At 69.1% G+C, this 25,981-nt stretch carries 29 protein-coding genes; 14 read left to right on the top strand and 15 right to left on the bottom strand.

All coding sequences use genetic code 11. The annotated features are described in order from the left end of the window. The first annotated feature begins 93 nt into the window (after positions 1 to 93). Together Q344_RS0109300 and Q344_RS0109295 are read left to right on the top strand one after the other, a co-directional pair. Positions 94 to 690, top strand: a complete 597-nt coding sequence (locus tag Q344_RS0109300; protein ID WP_028286449.1) for a 2-hydroxychromene-2-carboxylate isomerase — start codon at positions 94 to 96, stop codon at positions 688 to 690. Continuing rightward, positions 690 to 1,496 carry an alpha/beta fold hydrolase gene (locus tag Q344_RS0109295; RefSeq protein ID WP_028286448.1) on the top strand — a complete coding sequence of 269 codons (807 nt, stop codon included), beginning with the start codon at positions 690 to 692 and terminating at the stop codon, positions 1,494 to 1,496. Before Q344_RS0109300 ends, Q344_RS0109295 begins: the two co-directional genes overlap by 1 nt. 33 nt (positions 1,497 to 1,529) lie before the next feature. Here the strand turns inward: Q344_RS0109295 and Q344_RS0109290 are convergent, their stop codons facing one another. The 5 genes from Q344_RS0109290 to Q344_RS0109270 form a co-directional block, all read right to left on the bottom strand. Next, positions 1,530 to 2,579 carry a threonine aldolase family protein gene (locus Q344_RS0109290; protein ID WP_028286447.1) on the bottom strand — a complete coding sequence of 350 codons (1,050 nt, stop codon included), beginning with the start codon at positions 2,577 to 2,579 and terminating at the stop codon, positions 1,530 to 1,532. After that, the gene (locus Q344_RS0109285) at positions 2,579 to 3,052 is read right to left on the bottom strand and encodes a YcgN family cysteine cluster protein (protein ID WP_028286446.1); all 474 of its coding nucleotides are present in this window, start codon (positions 3,050 to 3,052) and stop codon (positions 2,579 to 2,581) included. The genes Q344_RS0109290 and Q344_RS0109285 overlap by 1 nt, the downstream gene beginning before the upstream one ends. Beyond that, on the bottom strand, positions 3,049 to 3,996 hold the full coding sequence (locus Q344_RS0109280; RefSeq protein ID WP_028286445.1) for a bifunctional riboflavin kinase/FAD synthetase: 948 nt from the start codon (positions 3,994 to 3,996) through the stop codon (positions 3,049 to 3,051). Before Q344_RS0109280 ends, Q344_RS0109285 begins: the two co-directional genes overlap by 4 nt. A 219-nt stretch (positions 3,997 to 4,215) precedes the next feature. After that, the gene (locus Q344_RS0109275) at positions 4,216 to 4,659 is read right to left on the bottom strand and encodes a MaoC family dehydratase (protein ID WP_028286444.1); all 444 of its coding nucleotides are present in this window, start codon (positions 4,657 to 4,659) and stop codon (positions 4,216 to 4,218) included. 105 nt (positions 4,660 to 4,764) lie between these two features. Beyond that, positions 4,765 to 5,637 (bottom strand): TIGR01459 family HAD-type hydrolase, encoded by an 873-nt coding sequence (locus Q344_RS0109270; protein WP_028286443.1) that lies wholly within the window; start codon positions 5,635 to 5,637, stop codon positions 4,765 to 4,767. A 204-nt stretch (positions 5,638 to 5,841) separates the two neighbouring features. On the opposite strand from Q344_RS0109270, the gene Q344_RS0109265 reads away from it, so the two are divergent. After that, a complete protein-coding gene (locus Q344_RS0109265) occupies positions 5,842 to 6,642 on the top strand; it encodes an SDR family NAD(P)-dependent oxidoreductase (RefSeq protein WP_028286442.1) in 801 nt (266 codons plus the stop codon). Here the strand turns inward: Q344_RS0109265 and Q344_RS0109260 are convergent. After that, complete coding sequence (locus Q344_RS0109260) at positions 6,632 to 7,816, bottom strand: MFS transporter (protein ID WP_028286441.1); 1,185 nt, start codon at positions 7,814 to 7,816, stop codon at positions 6,632 to 6,634. The genes Q344_RS0109265 and Q344_RS0109260 overlap by 11 nt on opposite strands. 174 nt (positions 7,817 to 7,990) lie before the next feature. Between Q344_RS0109260 and Q344_RS23580 the strand changes: the two genes are divergently transcribed. Beyond that, entirely contained in the window at positions 7,991 to 8,875 is an 885-nt protein-coding gene (locus Q344_RS23580; protein ID WP_051630446.1) for a transglutaminase-like domain-containing protein, read from the top strand. A 110-nt stretch (positions 8,876 to 8,985) separates the two neighbouring features. Here the strand turns inward: Q344_RS23580 and Q344_RS0109250 are convergent, their stop codons facing one another. Both Q344_RS0109250 and Q344_RS0109245 read right to left on the bottom strand, forming a co-directional pair. Continuing rightward, on the bottom strand, positions 8,986 to 9,906 hold the full coding sequence (locus Q344_RS0109250) for a manganese-dependent inorganic pyrophosphatase (RefSeq protein WP_028286440.1): 921 nt from the start codon (positions 9,904 to 9,906) through the stop codon (positions 8,986 to 8,988). A 60-nt stretch (positions 9,907 to 9,966) separates the two neighbouring features. Then, positions 9,967 to 10,668, bottom strand: a complete 702-nt coding sequence (locus Q344_RS0109245) for a ZIP family metal transporter (protein ID WP_028286439.1) — start codon at positions 10,666 to 10,668, stop codon at positions 9,967 to 9,969. Positions 10,669 to 10,728: 60 nt separating this feature from the next. Between Q344_RS0109245 and Q344_RS0109240 the strand changes: the two genes are divergently transcribed. Next, the gene (locus tag Q344_RS0109240; protein ID WP_028286438.1) at positions 10,729 to 11,394 is read left to right on the top strand and encodes a DUF2161 domain-containing phosphodiesterase; all 666 of its coding nucleotides are present in this window, start codon (positions 10,729 to 10,731) and stop codon (positions 11,392 to 11,394) included. Between the two features lie 146 nt (positions 11,395 to 11,540). On the opposite strand, the gene Q344_RS0109235 is transcribed toward Q344_RS0109240, so the two are convergent. After that, positions 11,541 to 11,891: a nuclear transport factor 2 family protein gene (locus tag Q344_RS0109235; RefSeq protein ID WP_036538976.1), complete on the bottom strand. Its 351-nt coding sequence runs from the start codon at positions 11,889 to 11,891 to the stop codon at positions 11,541 to 11,543. 239 nt (positions 11,892 to 12,130) lie between these two features. Here Q344_RS0109235 and Q344_RS0109230 point away from each other — a divergent pair, with 239 nt between their 5' ends. Then, positions 12,131 to 12,337, top strand: a complete 207-nt coding sequence (locus Q344_RS0109230) for a cold-shock protein (RefSeq protein ID WP_028286436.1) — start codon at positions 12,131 to 12,133, stop codon at positions 12,335 to 12,337. Positions 12,338 to 12,435: 98 nt separating this feature from the next. Here the strand turns inward: Q344_RS0109230 and Q344_RS23575 are convergent, their stop codons facing one another. Next, positions 12,436 to 13,422 (bottom strand): YihY/virulence factor BrkB family protein, encoded by a 987-nt coding sequence (locus Q344_RS23575; protein ID WP_051630443.1) that lies wholly within the window; start codon positions 13,420 to 13,422, stop codon positions 12,436 to 12,438. A 393-nt stretch (positions 13,423 to 13,815) separates the two neighbouring features. Between Q344_RS23575 and groES the strand changes: the two genes are divergently transcribed. The 4 genes from groES to Q344_RS0109205 all read left to right on the top strand — a co-directional run bounded on the left by groES (position 13,816) and on the right by Q344_RS0109205 (position 17,738). Next, a complete protein-coding gene (groES, locus tag Q344_RS0109220; protein ID WP_028286435.1) occupies positions 13,816 to 14,109 on the top strand; it encodes a co-chaperone GroES in 294 nt (97 codons plus the stop codon). Between the two features lie 51 nt (positions 14,110 to 14,160). Next, positions 14,161 to 15,804, top strand: a complete 1,644-nt coding sequence (groL, locus tag Q344_RS0109215; protein ID WP_028286434.1) for a chaperonin GroEL — start codon at positions 14,161 to 14,163, stop codon at positions 15,802 to 15,804. A 277-nt stretch (positions 15,805 to 16,081) separates the two neighbouring features. Then, complete coding sequence (locus tag Q344_RS23570; protein ID WP_051630441.1) at positions 16,082 to 16,564, top strand: GNAT family N-acetyltransferase; 483 nt, start codon at positions 16,082 to 16,084, stop codon at positions 16,562 to 16,564. A gap of 37 nt (positions 16,565 to 16,601) precedes the next feature. Continuing rightward, positions 16,602 to 17,738: an alpha-D-ribose 1-methylphosphonate 5-triphosphate diphosphatase gene (locus Q344_RS0109205; protein WP_028286433.1), complete on the top strand. Its 1,137-nt coding sequence runs from the start codon at positions 16,602 to 16,604 to the stop codon at positions 17,736 to 17,738. A gap of 108 nt (positions 17,739 to 17,846) precedes the next feature. Here Q344_RS0109205 and Q344_RS0109200 read toward each other — a convergent pair whose 3' ends face one another. Genes Q344_RS0109200 through Q344_RS0109190 form a run of 3 tightly spaced genes read right to left on the bottom strand, consistent with a single transcriptional unit; the run spans position 17,847 to position 19,676 of the window. Next, positions 17,847 to 18,911 (bottom strand): 5-(carboxyamino)imidazole ribonucleotide synthase, encoded by a 1,065-nt coding sequence (locus Q344_RS0109200; RefSeq protein ID WP_028286432.1) that lies wholly within the window; start codon positions 18,909 to 18,911, stop codon positions 17,847 to 17,849. Then, on the bottom strand, positions 18,904 to 19,392 hold the full coding sequence (purE, locus tag Q344_RS0109195; RefSeq protein ID WP_028286431.1) for a 5-(carboxyamino)imidazole ribonucleotide mutase: 489 nt from the start codon (positions 19,390 to 19,392) through the stop codon (positions 18,904 to 18,906). The genes Q344_RS0109200 and purE overlap by 8 nt, the downstream gene beginning before the upstream one ends. Positions 19,393 to 19,451: 59 nt before the next feature. Further along, positions 19,452 to 19,676 (bottom strand): YdcH family protein, encoded by a 225-nt coding sequence (locus tag Q344_RS0109190; RefSeq protein WP_028286430.1) that lies wholly within the window; start codon positions 19,674 to 19,676, stop codon positions 19,452 to 19,454. Positions 19,677 to 19,844: 168 nt separating this feature from the next. On the opposite strand from Q344_RS0109190, the gene Q344_RS0109185 reads away from it, so the two are divergent. From Q344_RS0109185 to Q344_RS23565, 4 genes are all read left to right on the top strand, one after another. After that, entirely contained in the window at positions 19,845 to 20,258 is a 414-nt protein-coding gene (locus Q344_RS0109185; RefSeq protein WP_028286429.1) for an Hsp20 family protein, read from the top strand. A 5-nt stretch (positions 20,259 to 20,263) separates the two neighbouring features. Next, positions 20,264 to 20,488, top strand: a complete 225-nt coding sequence (locus Q344_RS0109180; protein WP_028286428.1) for a DUF1150 family protein — start codon at positions 20,264 to 20,266, stop codon at positions 20,486 to 20,488. 83 nt (positions 20,489 to 20,571) lie between these two features. Further along, positions 20,572 to 21,474, top strand: a complete 903-nt coding sequence (locus Q344_RS0109175) for a PhzF family phenazine biosynthesis protein (protein ID WP_028286427.1) — start codon at positions 20,572 to 20,574, stop codon at positions 21,472 to 21,474. A 120-nt stretch (positions 21,475 to 21,594) separates the two neighbouring features. Then, a complete protein-coding gene (locus Q344_RS23565) occupies positions 21,595 to 22,497 on the top strand; it encodes an SPFH domain-containing protein (protein ID WP_051630439.1) in 903 nt (300 codons plus the stop codon). A 109-nt stretch (positions 22,498 to 22,606) separates the two neighbouring features. On the opposite strand, the gene Q344_RS0109165 is transcribed toward Q344_RS23565, so the two are convergent. Beyond that, complete coding sequence (locus tag Q344_RS0109165) at positions 22,607 to 24,685, bottom strand: bifunctional sulfate adenylyltransferase/adenylylsulfate kinase (protein WP_028286426.1); 2,079 nt, start codon at positions 24,683 to 24,685, stop codon at positions 22,607 to 22,609. A gap of 194 nt (positions 24,686 to 24,879) precedes the next feature. Further along, complete coding sequence (gene trxB / locus Q344_RS0109155) at positions 24,880 to 25,896, bottom strand: thioredoxin-disulfide reductase (protein ID WP_028286425.1); 1,017 nt, start codon at positions 25,894 to 25,896, stop codon at positions 24,880 to 24,882. Positions 25,897 to 25,981 lie beyond the last annotated feature (85 nt).

Here is a 25,981-nt window from a genome sequence, read left to right as displayed (position 1 = left end):
CAGGTTTCCCGGGGATTGGCGGAATCGTGACGTTGACACCGCTTACCACCCCGATACGGTCTTGCAAACATTGCCCGGGAAGGAAGCGCCGCCATGCCGCATATCGACTATTACTTCGTCACCGTATCGCCCTGGGCCTACCTCGCCGGGGACCGGCTGGAGGCGATGGCCGGCCGCCACGGCGCGACCGTGAGCTACAAGCCGGTCGATCTGGGCAAGGTCTTCGCGGCGACCGGGGGGCTCGCGCTCAAGGACCGGTCGCAGGCGCGCCAGGATTACCGGTTGCAGGAACTCGCCCGGGCGCAGGCCAAGACCGGGCTGCCGCTCAATATCCACCCGGCGCATTTCCCGACCAACCCGGCGCCCTCGTCCTACGCGATCATCGCGGCGCAGAAGGAAGGCGGCGAGGTCGGCAGGCTGGTGCAGGCCATCATGCGCTCCTGCTGGGCCGACGAGAAGAACATCGCCGAGGACGAGGTGATCCGCGCCTGTCTCGAGGAGGCCGGCTTCGATCCGTCGCTCGCCGACAGCGGTCTGCTGACCGGCGCCACGGTCTATGAAGAGAACACCGAGGCGGCGATCCGCGAGGGGGTCTTCGGCTCTCCGTTCTACGTCGTCGACAGCGGCCAGAAGTTCTGGGGCCAGGACCGGCTGGAGGATCTCGAGGCGCATCTGGCGGGCCGTCTCTGATGCCCGACGGTCTGTTCGGCGGGGTCGAGACCCATTGGCGCGAGATGGGGCAGGGGCCGCGGCCGGTGCTGGCGGTCCACTGCTCGCTCGCCCATGGCGGGGCGTGGGAGGGGCTGGCCGGAGAGGTCGGCGATCTGGCCACGATCCGGGCCTTCGACCTGCCGGGGCATGGCGGCTCGGCCGAATGGGACGGCGTGACGCCCTATCAGGACGTGGCCTGTTCGATGGCGCGCGACCTGATGGGCGAGGGGCCGGTTCACCTGCTGGGGCATTCCTTCGGCGCCACCGTGGCCCTTCGGCTGGCGGTCGAGGCCCCCGAGCGGGTCGCCTCGCTGACGCTGATCGAGACGGTCTTCTTCTCGATCGTGCGCGCGGACGCGCCCGAGACGCTCGAGGCGGACGGCACCGACCGGCCCTTCATGGCGGCGCTCGACGCCGGAGACCACGAGACCGCCGCCCGCCTGTTCCATGCCGAATGGGGCGACGGGCGGGTCTGGGACGAGATGACAGATCGCCAGAGAGCGGGTCTGACCCGGCGGATCCCCCTGATCGGCGCGGTCCAGCGCAGCAACAACGGCGATCCGGACGGGATGCTGGCGGAGCGCAAGCTCGAGCGTCTGCCCGTGCCCACGCTGCTGATCGAAGGCGCCGAGAGCCCGCCGCACATGGCGGTGATCCATGACGGGCTGGAGCGGCGCATCCCCGACACGACCCGCGCGGTGATCCCGGGCGCGGCGCACATGGCGCCGATCACGCATCCAGCGGACGTGGGTGCGGTGGTGCGCCGGTTCTGGGAAGGGGTCTGAGGCTCCCCGTCTTCACGTCTGGTCGCGCAGGTCTCAGCCCCGCGCGATCTCCACGAACCGGTCGATCTCGGCCTCCGGCAGGGCCCAGTCGCAGACGAACCGCGCGAGCAGCGGTCCGCCCTCGTCCCGCACCGCGGCCGGGGACGCGCCCCAGAGGTTGTAGGCCGCACCCGCCTCCATCAGGCGCCGGTGCATCTCCCGCGGCATTTCGGCGAAGAGCGCGTTCGCCTCGGGCGCATGCAGGAACGCCACGCCCTCGACCCCCGAAAGCCCCTCGGCCAGGCGCGCGCAACCGGCGTTCGCCGCGCGGGCATTCTCCAGCCAGAGCGCCTCCTCCAGGTAGGCCGCCATCTGCGCCGAGAGATACCGGTGCTTCGAGAAGAGATGCGCCCCGCGCTTGCGCCGCAGCTCGAACTCCCACGCCTTGGCCGGATCGAAGAAGATCACCGCCTCCACGCCCACGCAGCCGTTCTTGGTCCCGCCGAAGGACACCGCGTCCACCCCGGCCCGCCAGGTCATCTCGGCCGGCGTGCAGCCCAGGGCCGCCACCGCGTTCGAGAACCGCGCGCCGTCCATGTAGACCGGCTGCCCGAAGCCATGCGCGACCTCCGAGATCGCCGCCAGCTCGTCCAGCGTGTAGAGCCGCCCCAGCTCGGTCGATTGCGTCACCGTCACCGGCCCGCGCTGCGCGCCGTGCACGCCGCGGATCTCCTCGGCCTCCATCGCGGCCCGAAGCTCCGCGGCCGAGAACTTGTCCGCCTCGCCCACGAGCGTCAGCTTCGCCCCGCCCGAGAAGAACTCCGGCGCGTTGCACTCGTCCTCCTGCACATGCGCGACGCGCGCGCAGAAGACCGTCTGCCACGGCTGGCACAGCGTCGCGAGCGCCAGCGCATTCGCGGCCGTCCCGGTCGCCACGAGGTAGACCGCCGCCTCGGGCGCCTCGAAGAGCGCGCGCAGCTGCGCCGTCACCCCGTCCATCAGCGCGTCGGCTCCATAGCCCGGCGCATAGCCCGTATTGGCCGCGACCATCGCCTCCAGCACCTTCGGATGGGCGGGGCCGGCGTTGTCGGAACGGAATTGCATCAGGTGGGCTCCTCTATGATGTGGTCCTCCCAGTCGTCCTCCCCGACCTCGAATTCGGGCACGGTCATCCCGCGCATCGAGACGCCCGCGCGGTGCACGCTGTCGGGCGTGCCCGATATCAGCGGATGCCAGTCGTACAGCTTCCGCCCCTCGCGCAGGAGGCGATAGGCGCAGGTCTGCGGCAGCCAGTACATGTGCTTGTCGATGTCATGCGGGCGCAGCGAGATGCATTCCGGCACGAACTGGTGACGGATCGGGTATTGCGAGCACCGGCAGGTGTCGTCGTCGAAGAGCCGGCAGGCGACGCGGGTGAGGGCGACCTCCCCGGTCTCCTCGTCCTCGAGCTTGTTCATGCAGCACTTGCCGCAGCCGTCGCAGAGCGCCTCCCACTCCCGGGTCGTCATCCGGTCGAGCGGCGTGTCCTCCCAGTAGCCGGGCCGGAGCCCCGAACGGTCGATCGGATCGCGCTTCATTCCGCCGCCAGGATGTCGCGGGCGCGGGCGCAGTCGGCGTCCATCTGGGCGATCAGCTGCGCGCGCCAGTCGGCCCCGTCGAAGGTCATCTCGGGGCGGAGGTACTCGACCAGCGCGACCGAGATATGGGTGCCGTAGAGGTCACCCTGGAAGTCGAAGAGGAAGGTCTCGAGGTTCGGCACCTCGCCGTCGAACTGCGGCCGCAGCCCCAGCGAGGCGGCGCCGCGGTAGGTGCCCTTGTGCGGGCCCGAGAGCACGTCGACGAAGACGGCGTAGACCCCGAATTTCGGCCGGTGCAGCCCCTCGATCGACAGGTTCGCCGTGGGATAGCCCAGGTCGCGGCCGCGCTTCTCGCCGTGCTCGACGGGGCCGTCCATCCGGTGCCAGTGGCCCAGCATCGCGGCGGCCTCGCGCGGGCGCCCTTCCGAAAGCGCCTCGCGGATCGCGGTCGAGGAGACGCGCCCGGTCTCGCCCGCCACCAGCTCGGCCACGGTCACGCCGAAGCCCATCTCCGAGCCGAAGGCCCTGAGCGTCCCGGTGTCCCCCGCGCGGCCCTTGCCGAAGTGGAAATCCGCCCCGACGACGACATGGCGCAGACCCAGCCCCTCGACGATGACCCTGCGGGCGAAGGCCTCGGGCGAAAGCTCGGCCAGCGCGCGGTCGAAGTTCAGTTCGTAGAGCAGCTCGACGCCGATCTTCTCCAGCCGGTGCGCCCGCGCCTCGGACCCGGTCAGGCGGAAGGGCGGCGCGTCCGGGGCGAAGACCTCGCGCGGGTGCGGCTCGAAGGTCAGCACGCCGAGCGGCGCGCCGATCTCCGCCCCGGCTGTCCGCGCGAGGTCGATCACCGCCTGGTGGCCCAGGTGGACACCGTCGAAATTGCCGATGGCGGCGCTGGCGCCGCGGTCGGTGTCCGGGATGTGTTCAAAGTCGCGCAGGATCCGCATGGGCCGAAGGGGTATCGCCGGGCCGGGGGAGGCGCAAGGCCCCACGGGCCCGTTTCACCACCCGATGCGTGACACCCCGCGCCCGGGCCCCGGCTTCCTCTTGCCCGAAATATCCCCGCCGGAGGCATGTCGGCCGAAGGCCCCCCGAAACGGGGGGAATTCGGCCGGCATCGACCCGGGCGACGCCCTGCGGGCGGCGCAACCCGCTCCGGGGACGGATCAGTCGAACTTGCGCGACGGGGCCAGCACGGTCGCCTCGCCGATCAGGACCTTCTTGCCGTCGACCATGCAGCGGCAGTCGAGCTGCACGCGGCGCTTGGCGTGGTCGATGCCGATCACCTCGACCTCGGCCGTCACCATGTCGCCCGGCCGCACGGGGGCGAGGAACTTCAGCGTCTGGCCCATGTAGACCGTGCCATGGCCCGGAAGCTGTTCGCCGATCACGGCCGAGACCAGCCCGGCGGTCAGCATCCCGTGGGCGATCCGGCCCTCGAAGATCGTGTCCTGCGCATAGGCGTCGTCCAGGTGGACCGGGTTGCGGTCGGTGGAGACCTCGGCGAAAAGCTCGATGTCGCGGTCGGTCACGACCTTCCGGACATGGCGCGTCATGCCCATCTCGATGTCTTCGATACAGATCGTGCCGCGGGGCATGTTGTCCAGCATCGGGGCCCTCCCATCACCTGTGCGGGTAATATTCCGCACCATTTCACCGTTCATGAAGCAACTTAATTACTTCGCGGGCGCAGAAAATCAACCCCTAATCCCGCCTCACCGCAACTTGCCGATGGCATAGGTCGGCGAGGATTGCTCTTTCTCCAGGAAGGCTTGCAGCGCCTCGCGGTCCGGCTGCCGGGTCGTGCGCGTCTCCTCCGCGGCAAGGCCGCCGGTGATGAAGAGCGAATCGTAATCCTCACCGAGCGCGCCCGCGACGTCGGTGTGGATGCCGTCGCCGATGCAGAGGATGCCCTCGGCGGGGACCTCGCGCCCCAGCTCGGACAGCCGGCGCCGGGCGAGGTCGTAGATCGGCGGATGCGGCTTGCCGAAATAGAGGCTCTCGCCCCCCATGTCGGTATAGAGCGCGGCCACCGCGCCCGCGCACCATTCCCGGCGCTCGCCACGGTCCACCACGATGTCCGGATTCGCGCAGAGCAGCTTCAGCCCCTTCTGCTTGGCGAGCAGGAGCTGCGGGCGCAGCACCTCGGGGTTCTGCATCGGATCGAACGGACCGAGGCAGACGATCCCCTCGGCCTCGTCCAGCGGGACTTGGGTGATCTCGACCGGATCGTGCTGGAACTTCAGGGGCGCGAAGAAGCCCGTCTCCTCGGCCTCGCCCATGTAGAAGACCCGGCGCCCGACGACGCCCCGGTACATCGCGGCCCGCGCGCTGTCGCCCGAGGTCGCGATCACGTCCCAGGCGTCGCGCGCCACGCCGAAGCCGTCCAGCTGCAGCTCGACGCTGGCGCGCGGGCGGGGCGAGTTCGTGACCAGCACCACGGTCCCGCCGCCCCGGCGATAGGCCTGCAGCGCGGCGACGGCCTCGGGCAGGGCCGTGACCCCGTCATGCACGCAGCCCCAGAGGTCCACGAAGAGCGCGTCGTAACGGTCCGAGATCTCGGACAGGGCGGTGATGATCCGGGTCATGATGTCCCCTTGCTGGCGGCGTCGGTGTCGCGACGCATCAATGGCGCATCGGCCCGGCAAGGGCCAGAGACTTTCCTCCCCCGAACGCGCAGGGGCGCCCCCTTGCCGGACCCGCGATGCCGGAGCGGGGCGGCGCTCCGAAACAGGCTCTTGCCCCGCCGCCGGTTCCGGTCATCCTGTGCGCCGGAACGGATGGAGGATCGCATGGACCTGAAACTGGACGGCAAGCGCGCGCTGATCGCGGGCGGCAGCATGGGCATCGGCAAGGCCGTGGCCGGGCTTCTGGCGGAAGAGGGCGCCCATGTCGCCATCGTCGGCCGGGACGCGGCGCGGGCCCGCGCAGTGGCCGAGGACATCGCCGCGCGCCATCGCGTCACGGCGATCGCCAGCCCCTGCGACACCGGGCAGGATGCCTCGGTCAGCGCCATGGGCCGGGACGTGGCGGACAGGCTGGGCGGCATCGACATCGTGGTGAACTGCGCCGCCGAACCGGCGGGACAGGCGAGGCCCCCCTCGACCTCGGAGCTCGACCATGCCTATCTCGACCGGCACATGAACGTGAAGGTGATGGGCTACCTGCGGGTCGCGCAGGCGGCGATGCCGCACATGGTCCGGCAGGGCTGGGGGCGCATCATCTCGGTCTCGGGCACCGGGATGTACCGGCCGGGCGACACCGCGGGGGCCATCCGCAACGCCGGCGTCGTCGCGATGTCGAAGAACCTCGCGCATGACCTCGCCGGGACCGGCGTGACCACCAGCGTCGTGCATCCCGGCATGACCCGGACCGAGAAAGTGGACGCCATGCTGCAGGCCCGGGCCGAGGCCGCGGGCCACGGGTTCGAGGACGAGCTGGACCTGCTCGCCAAGGCGACCCTGAACGGGGTGCTGCCCGATGCGATGGACATGGCCCGGATCATCGCCTTCCTCGCCTCTCCGCTGTCGTCGGCGATCAACGGCGAGGTCATCACCGCCACCGGCGGCCGGCCCGGCGTGATCACCTACTGACGGGGCGGGCGGCGCGGCGCCGCAGCGCGGCCAGCCGCAGGTGCACCGCCGCGCCACCCGCGAAGCAGAGCATGGCGAAGAGCGTCAGCCCGGCCACCCCGAGCGCCCCGGTGGCGGCCAGCAGGACCGGCGTGCCCAGCGAATTGCCGAGGTTGCCGGATTGCGCGAGCGCGCCGTTCGCCTCGGCCCGCGCCTCGGGCGTGGGATTCAGCTCGGGCACGGCGGCGAAGCTCGATCCCTGCACCAGCCCCAGCGACGCGATGAGCGCAATGGCGAGCCAGGCGCTCCCGCCGCTCAGCCCGAAGGCCAGCGCGAGGGGCACGGCCAGCGCGAAGCCCGCCACGATGACCGGGATCGCCCCGAGCCGGGTAACCAGCGCCACGCCCAGCGTCATCGACACGACCATCCCCGCGAAGGGCATCGCCCCGGTGACGAGGCTCCGCGCGGCGGGATCGACGTAATCCGGCAGGATCGTCACCAGAGAGACATAGCCCAGCGTGTAGAAGAGCCAGCCCGCGGCGGGGGCGGCCACGAAGGGCGAGCGGTAGATCGTGCCGTGCTGGCGGAGGATGGCGCGCAGGCTCAGCCGCGGGCCCGCCGGCAGGCTGCGCTGGCGGGGCAGGGCGAAGACCAGGGCGACGGCCACCGCAGCGGTGACGGCGGCATGCAGCAGGATCAGCGCACCCGCGCCGTGGCGTTCGGCGAAGGGCTGGCCGAGCCAGGCGAGCAGCGCGAAGGAGACGCCGAAGAACGTGCTCCAGAGCGTCAGCGTGAAGACCGCGTGGCGCGGGGCCGAGATCTGGGCGATGAGCGTCGGCGCCGCCACCACTATGACGAGGTGGGACAGCCCCTCGGCCACCCGGCTCGCGATCATCAGGGGGAGGGCGGGCAGGGTCGACTGGAAGGCCGACATCGCCGCCCCGAAAAGCAGCGCGCCGATCAGCAGCCGCCGGAAGCCGAGCCGGGCCGTGACGAGCCCCGCCGCCAGCCCGAAGACGATGCCAAGCAGCCCGATCCCCGAGACGACGAAGCCCAGCGTGGCGCCCGCCTCCGGGTAGAGTGCGCGCAGCGCGGGGAAGAGGACGCTTGCCTTGCCGTATTGCGCCGCCGCGCAGAGACCGGCCGCGTAGAGCAGGAGGACGAGGCCGAAGCGGGTGCGGGTCGTATCGGGCATGCCGCCATTGGCGGGCCTTTCTGGCCGAGGTCAAGGGGGCGCACCGGCGGAAGGGCGCGCGTCCGCGGTGCGCGGGGGAACGAATGCCCGGGCTTCCCGGTTGAGGTGACGCGGCGTCGCATCACCCATTCCGTGACGCGGATCGCCGGGATTTTCAGTCTGAGAGGATACGCCATGCTCATCCGCATCGGCTTCGAGATCGCCCTGACGGCGCCCGCCCCGGTGCCCTCCATTGTCGCCCTTTCGACCCATCCGGACGCGCCCGGCCGCCTGATCGGCTCGGGCAAGCCGCGCAGCCCGGCCGGGCTCGGGATGACCGAAAGCTGGGACATCTTCGGCAACGTGAAGCACCGCCTGACCCTGCCGGCGGGCGAGACCCGGCTCTGGTCCGACTGTGCGGTCGAGCAGGACGGCTTGCCCGACGCGGTCGTTCCGGAGGCGGTGCAGCATCCGGTCGAGGATCTGCCGATGGCCGTGACCCAGTTCCTCAAGCCCTCGCGATATTGCGACAGCGATGCGCTGATGGATTTCGCCTGGGCGCAGTTCCCCGCGGGCCCGTCCGGCTGGGACCGGGTGCAGCGGATCTGCGATTTCGTGCACGGCCATATCCAGTTCGGCTATCACCACGGCCGCTCCGACCGCACCGCCAGCCAGGCGCTGGCCGAGGGGCGCGGGGTCTGCCGCGACTATGCCCATCTCGCCGTGGCGCTCTGCCGGGCGGTCAACATCCCCGCGCGCTATGCCAGCGGCTATCTCGGCGACATCGGCGTGCCCTATGCCGGGCCGGGTGATTTCTGCGCCTGGTTCGAGGCCTATATCGGCGGCCGCTGGTACACGTTCGACGCCCGCTACAACGTGCCCCGCATCGGCCGGGTGCTGATGGTGCGCGGCTTCGATGCGGGCGATGCGGCGATGATGACCTCGTTCGGGTCCAACCGCATGACCCTCTTCCGGGTCTGGTGCGAGGAAATGCCGGCGATGAGCGATGCGGAGGTCATGGACCAGCTGGAACGGCGGCCCGAGGCCGAGGCGCTCCTGAACCTCGACACCGCGGCCTGACCGGCGCGTCGCGGCGGAGCGCATTCGGCCGGCGCCGAGACCGGGGCGCCCGATGCGAAACGGGCGCCCGCCGGGCGCCCGCTGTCTCCGATCCGCGGAGCGTGGAAGGCTCAGACCTTCAGGGACGGGATGATCTGCTTCTTGCGGCTCATCACGCCGGGCAGGACCACGGTGTCGCCGTCAACCTGCGCGTCGAAGCTCTTTTCGGCCACGGTCTTCACCAGCTCGTTCGGGACCAGCAGCGTGGCCTCCTCGTTCAGGATGTCGACGACGAAGAGCAGCACCTGATCGACGCCGTCTTCCTGCGCGACGGTGCCCATGGTCTCCATCAGCGAGGCCTTGCGGTCGAGCACGATCTTCGGCGCCGTGGTCTCCAGCACCGAGACGCGGAACTTGGTGTCGCCGACGGCATATTCCTTGCTGTCCATCCGCAGCAACTCGGCATCCGAGAAGGCCGAGACGTCGGATTTCGCCTCGAACATCTCGGAGGCATAGGCGGAGAGGTCGATCCCCAGCTCCTTCGCAAGCGTCTCGGCCAGTGCCTTGTCCTGGTCCGTCGTGGTGGGCGAGCGGAATTCCAGCGTGTCCGACAGGATGCAGGACAGCATCAGCCCCTTGATCTGGTCGGTCATCCTGCTCTCGTTCGGGCCCATCAGGTTGTGCATGATGGTCGCGGTGCAGGCGAGCGGCTTGATCGTGATGTCGATCGGCGCCCGGGTCTCGAGCCCGCCGGCCAGCTTGTGGTGGTCGATGATCTGGATGATGTCCGCGTCCTTGATCGAGGCGGGCAGCTCGGCCGGGTTGTTGGTGTCGACGATCACGACCTTGTCGTCGGCGCTGACGTCCGAGATGATCTCGGGTTTCTCGACACCCCATTTCTGCAGGACGAAGGCGGCCTCGGTGTTGGGCTCGCCCAGCAGTTTCGCCTCCGCGGGCTGGCCGCGCACCTCGGAGAGATACCACGCCCAGATCAGCGGCGAGCCGGTGGAATCGGTGTCGGGAGATTTGTGGCCGAAAACCTTGATCGTCATGTCAGTCTTCCGTTGGTGAATGCAGAGTCGCGGGGGGTATACTGGCCGCCCCGCGCCTTGTCACCCGCCGGAGAGCTGCGAGAGGCCGAGCGCCACGATCAGGCCCAGCGTGATCGCGAGACCGGTGCCGAAATGGTCCTCGCGGAAGGCCTTCGGGAAGACCTCGGTCGCGAGCGAGGCGGTGACGGCCCCCGCGGCGAAGCAGCGGATCGCGGCCAGCCACGCGTCGGACACGCCCGCAAGCGCGAGGTTGCCCACGATCGCCGCCCCGGCCAGCAGCGCGGCGGTGCCGACCCAGAGCATCAGGATGCGGCGGCGCGACATGCCGCCCTCGGCCATGCCCTTCGCACCGCCCGCGGCCTCCGGCAGGTTCGACAGCAGGATGGACCCCGCCAGCGCCGCCACCTCGAGCCCCGAGGTGCCGATCAGCGCGACGCCGAGCGCGAGGTTCTCGGGCACCCCGTCGAAGGTGATGGCCAGCAGCAGGCCGCCGCCCTCGCTGCCCTCGGTCGATTTCTCGAGCTGGCGGTCGGCCGCGGTGAACAGTAGCGCACCGGCCGCGACGGACAGCGTCAGGAGCGGGAAGGACAGGCTTTCAAGCGCGGGCCGGATCAGCTCTTCCATCACCGACACGATCAGCGCACCCCCGGCGAGCGCGATCAGGAAGCCCTCGAGCGGGCGGGGCAGGGGCAGGTAGAGCCCCCAGATGGCGCCCGCGACGAGGGCGACGGATACGATGGCGACGACGAGGATCAGTGTCATGAGGGGTTTTGCGCCTTGTCTTCTGAAGGGTAGGAAGGGGTGAGGTCAGGCAGGACGGACATGGGCAAGGGCAGGGAAAGCGGGCTGTACGCTCCGGTGAAACGCTGGCTCGAGGCAAAGGGTTTCGAGGTAAAGGGCGAGGTCGGCCCCGCGGACGTGATGGCCATGCCGCCGGACGGCGGGGATCCGGTGCTGATCGAGCTCAAGACCGGGTTCACCCTGTCTCTCGTGCAGCAGGGTATCGCGCGGCTGGCGGTGTCGGATGCGGTCTACCTTGCGGTGCCCAAGCCGAAGAAGGGCCGCAAGGCGGTGGCGGCGGACGTCGCGCTCTGCCGGCGGCTGGGTCTCGGGCTGATCCACGTGCGCGCCGGCGACGGCTTCGTCGAGGTGCTCTGCGACCCCGGCCCCTATGTGCCGCGGAAATCGGCGCGCAAGAAGGGGCGGCTCCTGCGGGAATTCGCAAGACGGGTCGGGGATCCGAACGACGGGGGCGCGACTCGGCACGGGATCGTCACGAGTTACCGGCAGGACGCGCTGCGCTGCGCGCGCTACCTGGCCGAGACGGGGCCGGAGCGCGGCGCGGTGATCGCGAGGGCCGCGGGCGTCCCGGCGGCGACGCGGATCATGAGAGATGACCATTACGGATGGTTCCGGCGGGTCGAGCGCGGGGTCTATGACCTGTCCGAGGCCGGCCGTCGCGGGCTGGCCGACTGGGGCGACGCCTGAGCGAGGCCGTGCCCGGGCCTGGCGAGGCTCTTCTGCCGGTCCGGTCCGGGCCGCGTCTCTGCCCGGCCTTCGATGCGGCGCGGGACCGCGGCATGACGCGGCTCCGGGGCGACGCGGTTGAAGCCCGCTCTCCCTGCGGCCGGCGGTCAAGCCGGAGCGTCGGCCGCCTGCTGGTGCTGGACCAGCCGCCAACCGTCCCTGCCGCGCAGCCATGTCGAGGTGCAGAGCGCGGTATAGGGCGCGTCGCCGTCGCGCATCCCGGTGGCGCGGTAGCTCAGCACGGTGACGCCGTCGGTTTCGACCCGGTGCCGCCCGGCCATTTCGACCGATTGCCAGCGCGGCGCATCCTTGAGACTGTCGAGAACCGCATCGCCTTCGAGCACGCCGATCCCCGGAAACGCCATGAGACAGGCAGGGGCCATCCGGTTGCGAAACGCGTCGGTGCCGCCGGTCCAGAGAAGCTCTTCGATCGACCAGATGTCGTCGTGATGTGACATGACGTTCACCTCCTCCGGGACGACGCGCGAAAAACCCTTCGGTTCCACCGCAAATCGGCAATTTCCGGCTCAGAAAGGCAACTCACCTCTTGCGCGAATCCCGCGAAAACGCCATTTCGGAGGGGCAAGTTTGCGACCTTCGACTGCTGTGACGCTCCACCGGCGACAGGCTCGATTGCTTGGACGTGCCGGGCTGCCGCATCTCCGCGGGCAGCAAAAACGAAACAGGAGACTCACGCATGGCCACTGGCACCGTGAAATGGTTCAACGCCACCAAAGGCTACGGCTTCATCGCACCCGATGGCGGCGACAAGGACGTGTTCGTCCACATCAGCGCCGTCGAGCGCGCTGGCCTCACCACGCTGAAGGACGGCGCGAAGGTGACCTTCGACATCGAGGCAGGCCGCAACGGCCGCGAGTCGGCAGCCAACCTGCAGCTCGCCTGAGCCATCGGCAAGGCGCTGCGGCGCCACGGAATTCCGGCCCGGTCCCCCAGAGGGGGCCGGGCCTTTCATTTGGCCCCCCAAAAAGGGGGCCGGGCCTTTCACTTGGCCCCGGACCTGCGGGAGAGCGACAGCCGCCGCCGGCGCGCCCGGTCGGGCCGCATGGCACGCGCCAGCCTGCGGATGCGGATGGCGCGGTTCAGCTCTCCGCCGAAGATCAGGACCAGCGCCGCGAGATACATGAAGTAGAGCGCCGCGATGATCCCCGCGAGCCCGGCGTAATAGCTGGCGTAGGCCGCGAAACTCGTCAGGTAATAGGAAAAGGCCGAGGTCAGCACGGTCCAGCCGGCGACGGTGAAGACCACGCCTGGCCAGATGCTCGAGAACCGGGTCCGCCGCGCCGGCAGGAAGATATGCGCCGCGAAGAGCGAGAAGAGCAGGATGCCGCCGGCGGCCGGGTAGCGGATCAGGCTGATGGTGACCGACTCGGGCTCGAACCGCGGCATCAGCATGTGCAGCCACGATCCGGCGCGCGGCGCGAGGACGATCAGGTATCCCACGAGCACCAGCACCAGCCCCGCGAAGATCAGCATGGAGATCTGGAGCGCGTAGATCACGAGCACCGACCGCGTCTCGCGCACGCCGTAGGCGCGGTTCAGCCCGACGCGCACGCCGTCCACCCCGCCGATGGCGAACCACAGCGTCAGCAGGATCCCCGCCCCAAGCACCCCGCTGCGCTGCACGGTCATGACCTTGTGCACCTCGGAGACGATGGGATCGACCAGCGCCGGGGGCACGATCGCGATCAGGAAATCGGTCAGATCCTCGGCCATCGTCCGGTCGCCGATGAAGGCGGTCAGCGAGCTGGTGAAGATGAGGAACGGGAAGAGCGCCAGCAGCATCCGGAAGGCCACGTTGCCCGCCAGCCCGAAGGCGTCGTCGCTCCAGAGCCGCAGGATCGCCTCGTGCACCACCGCCCAGGCGACGCGCCAGCCGCTTCCGGTCAGCAGGTCCTCGGGGTTCGCGCTGACGATGCCGTGGGTCAGCACGGCATCCTTGACGGCTTGGTGGGGCTGCCTTTCGCTCATGAACGCGCCTGTGCAATCTCGGTTGCTGACAGGTAGGGTCATTTCCCCCGTTTGCCCAGCCGCAAGTGCCTGCGGGCGGGGCAGGGAGCGGCCCGGCCCTGGCCCTTTGCGGTCATCCGGCCCGCGCGAAGGCGAAGATCCGCGGGCCCGGGTTGCACCATCGGGGGCGATATGGTCCAACGCCCCCTCGGCTGTCGCGCTGTCCGCCGCGCTGCGGCGTCGCGCGCCCCGGATCAGCGAGATTTTCGCGATCTGCGTGCTTGACAGACCAGCCCGCCCTCCATAGCTATGCGCCGTTAGCACTCACCCCAGGGGAGTGATAACGGGCCCCGGCGCCTCGATGCGCCGCCGGGCCCACAAGGGAGAAACTTTGAGCCAAGGAGCCTCAGAGACATGGCATTCAAACCACTGCATGATCGCGTGCTGGTCCGTCGCGTCGAAAGCGAAGAGAAGACCAAGGGCGGGCTGATCATCCCCGACAGCGCAAAAGAGAAACCCGCCGAAGGCGAAGTCGTCTCCGTCGGCGCCGGTGCCCGCAAGGACAACGGCGAGCTGATCGAGATGGCCGTGAAGGCCGGCGACCGGATCCTGTTCGGCAAATGGTCGGGCACCGAGGTCACGATCGACGGCGAAGAGCTGCTGATCATGAAGGAAAGCGACATCCTGGGCATCACCGCCGCGGCCTGAGGCCAGCGCGCGTTTCCCGGATCATAACTGAACTCAATTCAGGAGAAGAACATGGCTAAGGACGTCAAGTTCAACACCGACGCACGCAACCGCATGCTGAAGGGTGTCAATATTCTCGCCGACGCAGTGAAGGTCACCCTCGGCCCCAAGGGCCGTAACGTGGTCCTCGACAAATCCTTCGGCGCCCCGCGCATCACGAAGGACGGCGTCTCGGTCGCCAAGGAAATCGAACTGGAAGACAAGTTCGAGAACATGGGCGCCCAGATGGTGAAGGAAGTCGCTTCCCGCACCAACGACGAGGCCGGCGACGGCACCACCACCGCGACCGTGCTCGCCCAGGCGATCGTGAAAGAGGGCATGAAGGCCGTTGCGGCCGGCATGAACCCGATGGACCTGAAGCGCGGCATCGACCTCGCCACCTCGAAAGTTGTCGAGCAGATCAAGTCGGCCGCCCGCGAAGTTAACGATTCCGCCGAAGTCGCACAGGTCGGCACGATCTCCGCAAACGGCGAAGCCTCGATCGGCAAGATGATCGCGGACGCGATGCAGAAGGTCGGCAACGAGGGTGTCATCACCGTCGAGGAAGCCAAGGGGATGGAGACCGAGGTCGAAGTCGTCGAAGGCATGCAGTTCGACCGTGGCTACCTGAGCCCCTACTTCGTCACCAACCCCGACAAGATGGTCGCGGAGCTGGAAGACTGCATGATCCTGCTGCACGAGAAGAAACTCTCGTCGCTGCAGCCGATGGTGCCGCTGCTCGAGCAGGTGATCCAGTCGCAGAAGCCGCTGCTGATCATCGCCGAGGACGTGGAAGGCGAAGCGCTCGCGACCCTCGTGGTCAACAAGCTGCGTGGCGGGCTGAAGATCGCCGCCGTGAAGGCACCGGGCTTCGGTGACCGCCGCAAGGCCATGCTGCAGGACATCGCGATCCTGACCGGCGGCCAGGTGATCTCGGAAGACCTCGGCATGAAGCTCGAGAACGTCGGCATGGAAATGCTCGGCACCGCGAAGAAAGTCTCGATCACCAAGGACGAGACCACGATCGTGGACGGCAACGGCGACAAGGCCGAGATCGAAGCGCGCGTGTCCCAGATCAACAAGCAGATCGAAGACACCACCTCCGATTACGACCGCGAGAAGCTGCAGGAACGCGTTGCCAAGCTGGCAGGCGGTGTGGCCGTCATCCGCGTCGGCGGCATGACCGAGATCGAAGTGAAAGAGCGCAAGGACCGTGTCGATGACGCGCTGAACGCGACCCGCGCGGCCGTTCAGGAAGGCATCGTCGTCGGCGGCGGCGTGGCCCTCGTGCAGGGTGCGAAGACGCTCGAAGGTCTGACGGGCGCAAACCCCGACCAGAACAACGGCATCGCCATCGTGCGCCGTGCGCTCGAAGCGCCGCTGCGCCAGATCGCCGAGAACGCCGGTGTCGACGGTTCGGTCGTCGCGGGCAAGATCCGCGAAAGCGAAGACCTGAAGTTCGGCTTCAACGCCCAGACCGAGGAATATGGCGACATGTTCAAGTTCGGCGTGATCGACCCCGCGAAGGTCGTCCGCACCGCGCTTGAGGACGCAGCCTCGATCGCCGGCCTGCTGATCACCACCGAAGCCATGGTCGCCGACAAGCCGGCGAAAGAAGGCCAGGGCGGCGGCATGCCCGACATGGGCGGCATGGGCGGCATGGGCGGCATGATGTAAGACGGCTCCGCTTCGGCGGAACCGGCCGGACGCCCGGCCACGACAGACAGGAAGGGCCCGCATCGCGCGGGCCCTTTTCTTTTGCCCGCACTGGTGGGGCGGGTTTTCCGGATTACCTTTCGGGCATCATTCCAACGAAATCCCCGCTCAAATCCTGGGCAAACTCCCCGACGGACCGGCCATGGCTGCGAAAAAGGATCCCTATGGCGGGCAAACCCGCGTCGCTTTGCTAGCCTCCTCCGGCGGGACCGATCCGCGGTCCCCGGAAGAGGTCGAGATGTTCCTGAGATTCGTTCTGCCCGAGGATCGCGAGGCCATCGCCGCGCTGCTGTCCGCGGCGTTTCCGACGTCGGAAGAAGCGCTGCTCGTCGGCCGGCTGCGCGACGCGGGCGACATGGTTGTGGAGCTCGTCGCGGTGATCGACGGCACGATACAGGGCTATGTCGGCTTCGCCCGGCACTACGCGCCGAAGGGCTGGGTCAGCCTCTCGCCGCTGGCCGTGGCGCGCAAGTACCGGCGGCGTGGGGTGGGCGGCGAGCTCGTGCGCTACGGGCTCGATTTCGTCCGCCGCCAGAAGGCCGAGGCGATCACCGTCCTGGGCGACGGCCGGTATTACCGCCGCTTCGGCTTCACCCACAAGGCGGCCGAGAACCTCACCTCGCCCTTCCCGGAGGAGCACACGCTGCTCTACCCGATTGCGCCCGGCAGCGCGGGGACCCGGGCAGAGCTGGTCTATGCCGACGCCTTCATGCGGTTCTGACTTCCTCTCGGCCCCCGGCTTGGCTAGGGGGGGGGCGATGCTGCCCGATTTCCATATCACCGGCGCCGAGGTGCTGCGCCCCGGCGGCCTGACCGACGCGCCGCTCGGCGTGGCGGGCGGGCGGCTGGCGGAGGGCGGGCCCGGCCGGGCTGTCGCCCTGCCGGGCTGGCGGGTGCTGCCCGGGATCGTCGACATCCACGGCGACGGGTTCGAGCGGCATCTCGCGCCGCGCCGGGGCGCGGTCAGCGACCTGCCTCGCGGGCTGGTGGCGCTGGAGGCGGAGCTTGCCGCGAACGGGATCACCACCGCCGTGCTGGCGCAGTTCTGGAGCTGGGAGGGCGGCATGCGCGGGCCGGAGTTCGCGCTGCGGATGCTGGAGGCGCTGGAGGCGGTCCGCGGGCGTTTCTCGACGACGCTCCTGGCGCAGCTCCGGGTCGAGACGCACCTGCTGGACGATTACCCGCGGATCGAGGCGGCGGTGGCGCGGTTCGGCGTGGGCTATGTCGTCTTCAACGACCACCTGCCGCATGCGGCCCTGGACAAGGGCAGGAAGGTGCCGCGGCTGACCGGGCAGGCGCTGAAATCCGGCCGCAGCCCCGAGGCGCACCTGGCCCTGATCGAGGCGCTCCATGCGCGCGGGGCGGAGGTGTCGGCGGCGGTCGCCGCGCTGGCGGGGCGGCTGGCGGCGCGTGGCGTGCGGCTCGGGAGCCATGACGACAGGGACGCGGCGACGCGCGAGGGCTGGCGCGCGCGGGGTGTGGCGATCTCGGAATTCCCCGAGACCTTCGAGGCGGTCCGGGCGGCGGCCGGGGCCGGCGCGCCGGTGGTGATGGGCGCGCCGAACGTGATGCGCGGCGGCTCGCATGCCGGGAAGATCCCGGCCGCGGAGGTGGTGCGGGAGGGGGGCTGCACGGCCCTGGCCTCCGACTATCACTACCCCGCGCCGCGGATCGCCGCGCTGGCCCTGGCCGATGAGATCGGGCTGGAGGCGGCCTGGGGGCTCGTCTCCTCGGGGCCCGCGGCGGTGCTGGGGCTAGAGGATCGCGGGCGGCTGGAGTCCGGGTTGCGCGCGGACCTGGTAATCGTGGACGCGGCAGGCGATGTCGGCGCGGTCATCGCGGGCGGCGAGATGCGGTATTGTTCCGGCGAGGTTGCGCAGGCGTTCATGGCGTGACCGAACGGCGCGCGGGCAAGCCCGCGCACGCGATGCCGTGCGATTTGGCCGGGGGCAAATCGCGGGGGTGCCTCCGGCGGGGATACATTGACCAGAGGAAGGCGGGGGTCAGCTGCTTTTGGCGGTGACGATGTTCGCGTGGCCCATCTTCCGGCCGGCCCGGGTCTCGGCCTTGCCGTAGAGGTGGAGCGCCGTGTCCGGCCGCCGGGCGAGCTCCGGCACGCGCTCCATGTCCTCCCCGATCAGGTTCTCCATGACCACGTCCGCGTGCCGGGCGCCGTCGCCGAGGGGCCAGCCCGCGACGGCGCGGATATGCTGTTCGAACTGGTCGACCACGCAGCCGTTCTGCGTCCAGTGGCCGGAATTGTGCACCCTTGGCGCGATCTCGTTGACGACGAGGCCGCCGGGGGTGACGAAGAGCTCGACGCCCAGCACGCCGACGTAGTCGAGCGCGTTCAGGATCTTCGACGCGATCAGCACCGCGTCCATCCGCATCGGGCCGGGGATCCCGGCGGGCACGGTGGTGCGGCGCAGGATGCCGTTGTCGTGGAGGTTTTCGCCCGGATCGAAACAGGCCACGTCGCCGTCGGCGTTCCGGGCGGCGATCACGCTGATCTCCCTGGAGAAATCGACGAAGCCCTCGAGGATCGCGGGGGCCCCGTTCATCGCGGCGCGGGCCGCCTCGGCGTCGGCCGGGGTCGAGAGACGCGCCTGGCCCTTGCCGTCGTAGCCGAGGCGGCGCGTCTTGAGGATCGCGGGCGTGCCGATCCCGTCGAGGGCCACCGTCATCGAGGCGGCGTCGGTCACGTCGGCGAAGGGCGCCGTCGCGAGGCCGAGGTCGCGCAGGAAGCTTTTCTCGGTCAGCCGGTCCTGGGAGACGCGCAGCGCCTCGCGCCCGGGGCGGATCGGGCGCAGGTCCTCGAGCAGGTCGAGGGCCGAGGTGGGGATGTTCTCGAATTCGTAGGTGATGACGTCCACGCTCCGGGCAAAGGCGCGGAGCGCCGCCTCGTCCTCGTAGGAGGCCGTGGTGCAGGCATGGGCCACCTCCGCGGCGGGCGGGTTGGCGCCGGGCTCGTAGATGTGGCAGCGGAGCCCCAGCCGGGAGGCCGCGACCGAGAGCATCCGGCCGAGCTGGCCGCCGCCGAGGATGCCGATGGTGCGGACCTCACTCATCGAGCGGCACCTCCGGGATCGAGGCCGAGAGCGCCTCGCGCCAGGCGTCGAGGCGGATGGCGAGTTCGGTGTCATTGGTGGCGAGGATCGCGGCGGCCATGAGGCCCGCGTTCGCCGCCCCCGCGCTTCCGATGGCCATGGTGGCGACCGGGTAGCCCCTGGGCATCTGGACGATGGAATAGAGGCTGTCGACGCCGGAGAGCGCCCGCGTCTGCACCGGCACGCCGATCACCGGCACGCGGGTCTTCGACGCCATCATGCCGGGCAGGTGCGCCGCGCCGCCGGCGCCGGCGATGATCACCTTCAGACCGCGGCCCGCGGCCTCCTTCCCGTAGGACCAGAGCCGGTCCGGCGTCCGGTGGGCGGAGACGATGCGGGTCTCGTAGCCCACGCCGAGTTCGTCGAGGATATGGGCGGCCTCCTTCATCGTGGGCCAGTCGGACTGGCTTCCCATGATGATGCCAACGCTCACGTCTGCCATGACAAATCCCCTGCTGCCGCGTCACCCCCTCATAGCGGATGGCGCGGCGGGTGCAACGTTCAGGCGATGATGTCGGGGGTCAGCCGGTCCTCGATCCGGGCGATGAGGTCCTTGAGCCGCAGTTTCTGCTTCTTGAGCCGCTGCATGGTCAGCGCATCGGCCATGCCGCGTTCCTGCATCGCGTGGATCGCCTCGTCGAGGTCGCGGTGCTGCTGGCGGAAGACCTCGAGCTCCACGCGCAGGACCTCGTCCGTCTTCATCGAGATGTCGGATTGGGCGTTCATGATCTGGCGTGGTCCGTCCGGTGGCGTGTCGCGCCGAGGATACAGCGCCCGGGCCGTCCGGGGAAGCCCTTCGCACCCCTTGCACGCGGCGTCGCCGGCCCCCATATTTCGGTGCAAGGGGTCGCCGGAACGGGGCCCGCGAGACGGTCGCTTGTGAAGGGCATGTCGATGACGAAACTGACTCTGGGGTCCCACCCCTATCTCCTGGGCTTCGAGCAGCTGGAACGGCTGATGGAGCGCAATGCCAAGAACGGCAACGAGGGCTACCCGCCCTTCAACATCGAACAGACATCCGACAATTCCTATCGCATCACCCTGGCCGTGGCCGGGTTCGGCGAGGACGATCTCTCGATCACGGTGGAGGACCGCCAGCTCGTGATCCGCGGACGCCAGTCCGAGGATATGGGCGAGCGCGTGTTCCTGCACAGGGGCATCGCGGCCCGCCAGTTCCAGCGCAGCTTCGTGCTGGCGGAAGGGGTGGACGTCGGCGAAGCGACCATGGAAAACGGCCTGTTGCACGTGGATCTGAACCGGGCGGAGCCCGAACGCGTTATACAGACGATCAGGATCAGGAAGGACTGAGCGATATGGATACCCAATACGATGTGACCGAAGGTGAAGGCCGGATCGTCTATATCCGTCCCGTCGCCGTCGAAAGCCTCCCCGAGGAGGTTCAGGAACAGGCCATGGGCGCGGAGACGATCTATGCCGTCCATGCCGAGGATGGCGAGCGGCTGGCCCTCGTGAAGGACCGCCACCTTGCCTTCGTGCTGGCGCGCCAGAACGATTTCGCACCCGTCGCGGTGCACTGAACGACCACGGGCGGGGCCGGTCCGGCGTTGACACGGCCCCGTGCCCGACCCATCCCTTGGCCGTCACGGCCGGGAGGGTCCAGATGAAATCCTATCAATTCGACTGGGTGGACGCGTTCACCGAGACCCCCATGGGCGGGAACCCCTGCGTCGTGGTCCACGGCGCCGGGGCAATGTCCGAAACCGACCGCATCGCGCTTGTGCGCGAGACGCGGCTGTCGGAATGCGCCTATCTCGTGCCCTCCGACAGGGCCGATTTCGGGGCGCGTTACTATCTTCCCTCTGGCCCGATTCCGATGGCCGGGCATCCGACCGTCGCGACCGTCGCCTCGCTGCTCGACCGCGGCATGGTCCGCACGGAGCAGGGGCGCGCGGCCTTCACGCTCGAGGTCGGCTCCGGCGTCCTGCCGATCGAGGTGACGGACCGCCCCGGCCGTCCCCCGCTTGTGACGATGACGCAGGCACGGCCGCGCTTCGGCAAGGTTCATGACCGCGCGCGCCTCGCGGGCTTCTACGGCCTCGGGCCGGAGGATGTGCTGGACGATCCGCAGACGGTCTCCACCGGTTCCGCCTTCTGCATCCTGGCGCTGAAGGACCCTGCGGCGCTGGAACGGGCGCGGCCGGACCTCGCCGCGATCGAGGCCTTCCTGGACGATCCCGCGACCGATTGCCGGATGATCTTTCTGACCACCCCCGCGGGGGTCACGCCCGCGGGCCGGACCGCCTCGCGCCTCTTCATGCGGCCGGGCGGGCCGGTCGAGGACCCGTTCACCGGCTCCGCCACCGGCTGCATGGCGGCCTATCTCTGGGCGCGGGGCCATCTGGACACGCCGGCCTTCATCGCCGAGCAGGGGCACTGGATGGACCGCCCCGGGCAGGCGCAGGTCGAGGTGCTGGGCCCGCGTGACGACATCTCGGGCGTGAAGGTCGGCGGGGCGGGGGTGGTGCTGATGCGCGGCACGCTGTCGCTGGGCGCCGGGGGCTAGACGCGCCCGCGCGCATTTCAAGACTTTGCCTCGGGGCCCATACCCGCTTCAATGCCCACACCCCGAACGCAGCAATGCCGGGCCCCTGGCCATGCCGGGGCCCTGGCGCAAGGAAGGCCGATGACCATGCTCTCCGATCAATGGCTCCTGACGATCGCGCTCGTCGTGCTGGCGGTGATCCTGCTGCCCTCGATGATCGTCATCACCAGCCAGCAGAACGTCAAGCTGATCGAGACCTTCGGCCGGTTCACCTCGGTCCGGCAGGCGGGGCTCTCGATCAAGCTGCCGTGGCCGATCCAGACCGCGACCGACAATTTCTCGCTCCGCGTGCGCGAGATCGCCGAGGACGTGGGGGTGAAGAGCCTCGACAACGCCTTCGTCGTCGTGCCGATCCGGGTGCAGTTCGCGGTGCGCCCGGGCGGCGAGGCCGACGCCTTCTACCGGCTCGAGGATCCGGACGCGCAGATCCGCTCCTACGTGGTGAACCAGGTCCGCTCGACCGCCTCGGGCATGACCTTCGACGACCTCTTCCGCTCGCGCGACGCCTTCGAGACGGATGTCGAGACCACGCTCGCCCAGCGGATGAGCGAGTTCGGTTTCAAGATCGAGAACGTGCTGGTGGACGATCCCCAGCCCTCGCGCGAATTACGCGAAGCCTTCGACCGGGTGATCGCCGCACAGCGGCTGAAGGAGGCCGCGACCAACGAGGGCGAGGCGCTCCGGATCAAGCAGGTCGCCGCCGCGCAGGCCGAGGGCGAATCGCTCCGGATCAAGGGCGAGGCCTATGCCGCCTTCCGCGGCATCATCGCCGAGGGCAATGCCGAGGCGCTGAAGAAGTTCACCGAGAAGACCGGCCTGACCGAGAAGGACGGGCTCGATTTCTTCATCTCCGTCAACGAGATGGAGGCAGTCACCAATGCGGCGGAGGCGGGCGGCAGCGTCGTCTTCGTGGCCGGCTCTGCGCGCGACGGGATCGAGCCCGCGCTTCTCGGCACGCTGGCGCAGGGGCCACGGAAGGGCTGACAGGGACCGGGGCCCGTGCGGCGGCCCTGTCGCAGACCGACCCCCGCCGGACATGGCAACGCCCCCGCGGTGCTCCGCGGGGGCGATTTTCTTTCATCGGCGGTTCGGCTCAATGCGCCGCGATCAGGCCCATGCTCTCGAGCTTCAGGATCACCTGGTGCGCACAATTGTCGACGTCGGTGCCTTCGGTCTCGACCCTGAGCTCGGGGTTTTCGGGCACGTCGTAGGGGTCGGAGATCCCGGTGAATTCCTTGATCTTGCCTTCCCGCGCCAGCTTGTAGAGCCCCTTGCGGTCGCGCCGTTCGCATTCCTCGATCGAGGTCGCGACGTGGATCTCGAGGAACGCGCCGAACTGTTCGACATCCTCACGCACCGCCCGGCGGGTGGCCGCGTAGGGCGCGATCGGGGCGCAGATGGCGATGCCGCCGTTCTTCGTGATCTCCGAGGCGACATAGCCGATGCGCCGGATGTTGAGGTCGCGGTGCTCCTTCGAGAAGCCCAGCTCGGAGCTGAGGTTCTTCCGCACGATGTCCCCGTCGAGCAGCGTCACCGGGCGGCCGCCCATCTCCATCAGCTTGACCATGAGCGCGTTGGCGATGGTCGACTTGCCCGAACCCGAGAAGCCGGTGAAGAACACCGTGAAGCCCTGCTGCGAGCGCGGCGGACGGGTCTTGCGCAGCTCGGCCACGACCTCGGGGAAGGAGAACCATTCCGGGATCTCCAGCCCCTCGGCCAGACGGCGGCGCAGCTCGGTCCCCGAGATGTTCAGGATGGTCACGTCGTCCTTGTCGAGGATCTCGTCGCTGGGCTCGTATTGCGCGCGTTCCTGCACGAAGACCATGTGTTTGAACGGCACCATCTCGATGCCCATCTCGGCCTCGTGCTGCTTGAACAGCTCCTGCGCATCGTAGGGGCCGTAGAAATCCTCGCCCTGCGAATTGGCGCCCGGGCCCGCGTGATCGCGGCCGACGATGAAATGGGTACAGCCGTAGTTCTTGCGGATCAGCCCGTGCCAGACCGCCTCGCGCGGGCCGGCCATGCGCATCGCCAGCGGCAGGAGCGACATGGAGGTCGTGGAGCCCGGGTACTTGTCCAGCACCGCCTCGTAGCAGCGGACGCGGGTGAAGTGATCGACGTCGCCCGGTTTCGTCATGCCGACGACCGGGTGGATCAGCAGGTTGGCCTGCGCTTCCTTCGCGGCGCGGAAGGTCAGTTCCTGGTGGGCGCGGTGCAGCGGGTTGCGGGTCTGGAAGGCCACCACGCGGCGCCAGCCGAGCTTGCGGAAATAGGCGCGCAGCTCGTTCGGCGTGTCGCGGCGGGCGCGGAAGTCGTAATGCACCGGCTGCTGGATCCCGGTGACGGGGCCGCCGAGATAGACCTTGCCGGCCGTGTTGTGCAGGTAGTTGACCGCCGGGTGTGCCTGGTCGTCGGCGCCGAAGACCTTCTCGGCCTCGTTCGACTTGTCGGGCGTCCAGCGGTCGGTGACGGTCATGGTCCCGAGGATCACGCCCTCCTGGTCGCGCAGCGCGATGTCCTGGCCCAGTTCGAGGCTCTCGGCGAATTTCTCGGAGACGTCGAGCGTGATCGGCATCGGCCAGAGCGTGCCGTCCGCAAGGCGCATGTTCTCGACGACGCCGTTGTAATCCTCTTCCGACAGGAAGCCCTTGAGCGGGTTGAAGCCGCCGTTCATCAGCAGTTCGAGGTCGCAGATCTGGCGCGGGGACAGGTCCCACGAGGTCAGCTCGGCCGCCTCGACCTTCAGCTTCTGGGCGCTGTCGTACGAGACGAACAGCTCGGGGATGGGCGCAAGGTTGGATTGCATCAATGAGCTCCTGTACTTGAGAGGGACGAGGTCGCTGACGGACCCTGTGAGTTCCGCGTGCAGCGCCGCGTATTCCGAGAATTTCCGGGCGAGGAAGGTCTTGATCAGCCGGGCCTTCGCCTCGGCGCCCCGGTCGGTCAGCGCGTAGGAGACGCGTTGGCGCCGGTCGGCGCTGTCGCGGGCCTTCACCGCGATCAGGCCGGCCTCGGTGGCCGCGCGCAGCTGGGCGTTCAACCGCCCGAGCGAGATGTTCAGCGCCTCGGCCGTCGCCCGCTGCGGGGCGTCCGGCGTCTTCTCCACCTGCCGCAGCAGGCGGAAGAGCTGGTCATCCTCCGGCAGCGTCGATTGGGTGGGGTGGGCGTTCATCGTCGGCGACTCAAAGTGTGTTCAGTTCTGAACGTATCTCACTCTTCGCAGATGCAGAAAACCCCGAAACGCGCCGGGATCGGAAAAATCCGCAGGATCATGCCGAGGGTGAGCTGTCCGAGCTGCAACAGAATCAGAAGGCCCGGACCTTCCGGTCCGGGCCTTTCCGTGTGTCTGCGATCCGGGTCCGCCGGTCAGTCGGCCGTTTCGGCCGCCGCCTCGCCCTCGGGGGCGCCGTAGCCGAGCGGCAGGGTCGTGTCGCCCTCGGCCAGCCCGTGCTCGGCCAGGAAACGCTCGGCGTCGAGGGCGGCCATGCAGCCCATCCCGGCCGAGGTCACGGCCTGCCGGTACTTGTGGTCGGTCAGGTCGCCTGCGGCGAAGACGCCGGGCACCGAGGTTTCGGTCGAGCCGTCCTTCACCTTCACGTAGGCGCCGTGGTGCAGCTCCAGCTGGTCCTTCACCAGTTCCGAGGCCGGCGCATGGCCGATCGCGATGAAGACGCCCTTCGCGGGGATCTCCTTCACCTCGCCGGTGTCGACATGCTTAACGCGCACCGCCGTGACGCCCTTGGGATTGTCTTCGCCCACGACTTCCTCGAGCACGTGGTGCCAGAGCGGTTCGATCTTGGGGTTCTTCATCATCCGGTCCACGAGGATACGCTCGGCCCGCAATTCGTCGCGGCGGTGGATCAGGGTGACCTTGGAGGCGAAGTTGGTCAGGAACAGCGCTTCCTCGACGGCGGTGTTGCCGCCGCCGATCACGACGATCTCCTGTCCGCGGTAGAAGAAGCCGTCGCAGGTCGCGCAGGCCGAGACGCCGAAGCCCTTGAAGGCCTCCTCGCTCTCGAGCCCCAGCCACTTGGCGCGCGCCCCCGTGGCGAGGATGACCGCGTCGGCGACGTACTCGGTCCCGCTGTCGGCCTTCGCGACGAAGGGCCGTTTCGACAGGTCGAGATCGGTGATGTAGTCCGGGACCACCTTGCAGCCCATGGCCTTGGCGTGGGCTTCCATCCGCACCATCAGGTCGGGGCCCTGCACCTCGGTGTCGCCGGGCCAGTTCTCGACCTCGGTCGTGGTGGTGAGCTGGCCACCGGGTTCGATCCCCTGGACGAGGATCGGATCGAGCATGGCGCGCGCGGCATAGACACCGGCGGTGTAGCCTGCGGGGCCGGAGCCGATGATCAGAACCTTGGTGCGACGCGTTTCGGACATGGCTGCCTCCGGATGTGGTGGTCCGTTGCATATAGAGATTTCGATGCGGGGAGTGAAGGGCAGGCGGAGGGCAGGGGGCATGTCC

The sequence above is a fragment of the Pseudooceanicola nanhaiensis DSM 18065 genome (genome assembly GCF_000688295.1).
GTDB lineage: Bacteria > Pseudomonadota > Alphaproteobacteria > Rhodobacterales > Rhodobacteraceae > Pseudooceanicola > Pseudooceanicola nanhaiensis.
Note: the sequence above shows the minus strand (reverse complement) of the source record. Positions and strands in the feature narration are given on the sequence as shown.

Bases quoted from the DNA above. Each gene is read 5' to 3' on its own strand.
- Q344_RS0109285 (WP_028286446.1), bottom strand. From the start codon at position 3,052: ATGAAGCGCGATCCGATCGACCGTTCGGGGCTCCGGCCCGGCTACTGG.
- trxB (WP_028286425.1), bottom strand. From the start codon at position 25,896: ATGTCCGAAACGCGTCGCACCAAGGTTCTGATCATCGGCTCCGGCCCC.
- Q344_RS0109230 (WP_028286436.1), top strand. From the start codon at position 12,131: ATGGCCACTGGCACCGTGAAATGGTTCAACGCCACCAAAGGCTACGGC.
- Q344_RS23575 (WP_051630443.1), bottom strand. From the start codon at position 13,422: ATGAGCGAAAGGCAGCCCCACCAAGCCGTCAAGGATGCCGTGCTGACC.
- Q344_RS0109235 (WP_036538976.1), bottom strand. From the start codon at position 11,891: ATGTCACATCACGACGACATCTGGTCGATCGAAGAGCTTCTCTGGACC.
- Q344_RS0109200 (WP_028286432.1), bottom strand. From the start codon at position 18,911: ATGAGTGAGGTCCGCACCATCGGCATCCTCGGCGGCGGCCAGCTCGGC.
- Q344_RS0109185 (WP_028286429.1), top strand. From the start codon at position 19,845: ATGACGAAACTGACTCTGGGGTCCCACCCCTATCTCCTGGGCTTCGAG.
- Q344_RS0109270 (WP_028286443.1), bottom strand. From the start codon at position 5,637: ATGACCCGGATCATCACCGCCCTGTCCGAGATCTCGGACCGTTACGAC.
- purE (WP_028286431.1), bottom strand. From the start codon at position 19,392: ATGGCAGACGTGAGCGTTGGCATCATCATGGGAAGCCAGTCCGACTGG.
- Q344_RS0109275 (WP_028286444.1), bottom strand. From the start codon at position 4,659: ATGCTGGACAACATGCCCCGCGGCACGATCTGTATCGAAGACATCGAG.
- Q344_RS0109205 (WP_028286433.1), top strand. From the start codon at position 16,602: ATGCTGCCCGATTTCCATATCACCGGCGCCGAGGTGCTGCGCCCCGGC.
- Q344_RS23565 (WP_051630439.1), top strand. From the start codon at position 21,595: ATGACCATGCTCTCCGATCAATGGCTCCTGACGATCGCGCTCGTCGTG.
- groL (WP_028286434.1), top strand. From the start codon at position 14,161: ATGGCTAAGGACGTCAAGTTCAACACCGACGCACGCAACCGCATGCTG.
- Q344_RS0109280 (WP_028286445.1), bottom strand. From the start codon at position 3,996: ATGCGGATCCTGCGCGACTTTGAACACATCCCGGACACCGACCGCGGC.
- Q344_RS0109190 (WP_028286430.1), bottom strand. From the start codon at position 19,676: ATGAACGCCCAATCCGACATCTCGATGAAGACGGACGAGGTCCTGCGC.
- Q344_RS0109245 (WP_028286439.1), bottom strand. From the start codon at position 10,668: ATGACACTGATCCTCGTCGTCGCCATCGTATCCGTCGCCCTCGTCGCG.
- Q344_RS0109295 (WP_028286448.1), top strand. From the start codon at position 690: ATGCCCGACGGTCTGTTCGGCGGGGTCGAGACCCATTGGCGCGAGATG.
- Q344_RS0109290 (WP_028286447.1), bottom strand. From the start codon at position 2,579: ATGCAATTCCGTTCCGACAACGCCGGCCCCGCCCATCCGAAGGTGCTG.
- Q344_RS0109180 (WP_028286428.1), top strand. From the start codon at position 20,264: ATGGATACCCAATACGATGTGACCGAAGGTGAAGGCCGGATCGTCTAT.
- Q344_RS0109260 (WP_028286441.1), bottom strand. From the start codon at position 7,816: ATGCCCGATACGACCCGCACCCGCTTCGGCCTCGTCCTCCTGCTCTAC.
- Q344_RS0109175 (WP_028286427.1), top strand. From the start codon at position 20,572: ATGAAATCCTATCAATTCGACTGGGTGGACGCGTTCACCGAGACCCCC.
- Q344_RS0109240 (WP_028286438.1), top strand. From the start codon at position 10,729: ATGGGCAAGGGCAGGGAAAGCGGGCTGTACGCTCCGGTGAAACGCTGG.
- Q344_RS23570 (WP_051630441.1), top strand. From the start codon at position 16,082: ATGTTCCTGAGATTCGTTCTGCCCGAGGATCGCGAGGCCATCGCCGCG.
- Q344_RS0109165 (WP_028286426.1), bottom strand. From the start codon at position 24,685: ATGAACGCCCACCCCACCCAATCGACGCTGCCGGAGGATGACCAGCTC.
- Q344_RS0109300 (WP_028286449.1), top strand. From the start codon at position 94: ATGCCGCATATCGACTATTACTTCGTCACCGTATCGCCCTGGGCCTAC.
- groES (WP_028286435.1), top strand. From the start codon at position 13,816: ATGGCATTCAAACCACTGCATGATCGCGTGCTGGTCCGTCGCGTCGAA.
- Q344_RS0109265 (WP_028286442.1), top strand. From the start codon at position 5,842: ATGGACCTGAAACTGGACGGCAAGCGCGCGCTGATCGCGGGCGGCAGC.
- Q344_RS0109250 (WP_028286440.1), bottom strand. From the start codon at position 9,906: ATGACGATCAAGGTTTTCGGCCACAAATCTCCCGACACCGATTCCACC.
- Q344_RS23580 (WP_051630446.1), top strand. From the start codon at position 7,991: ATGCTCATCCGCATCGGCTTCGAGATCGCCCTGACGGCGCCCGCCCCG.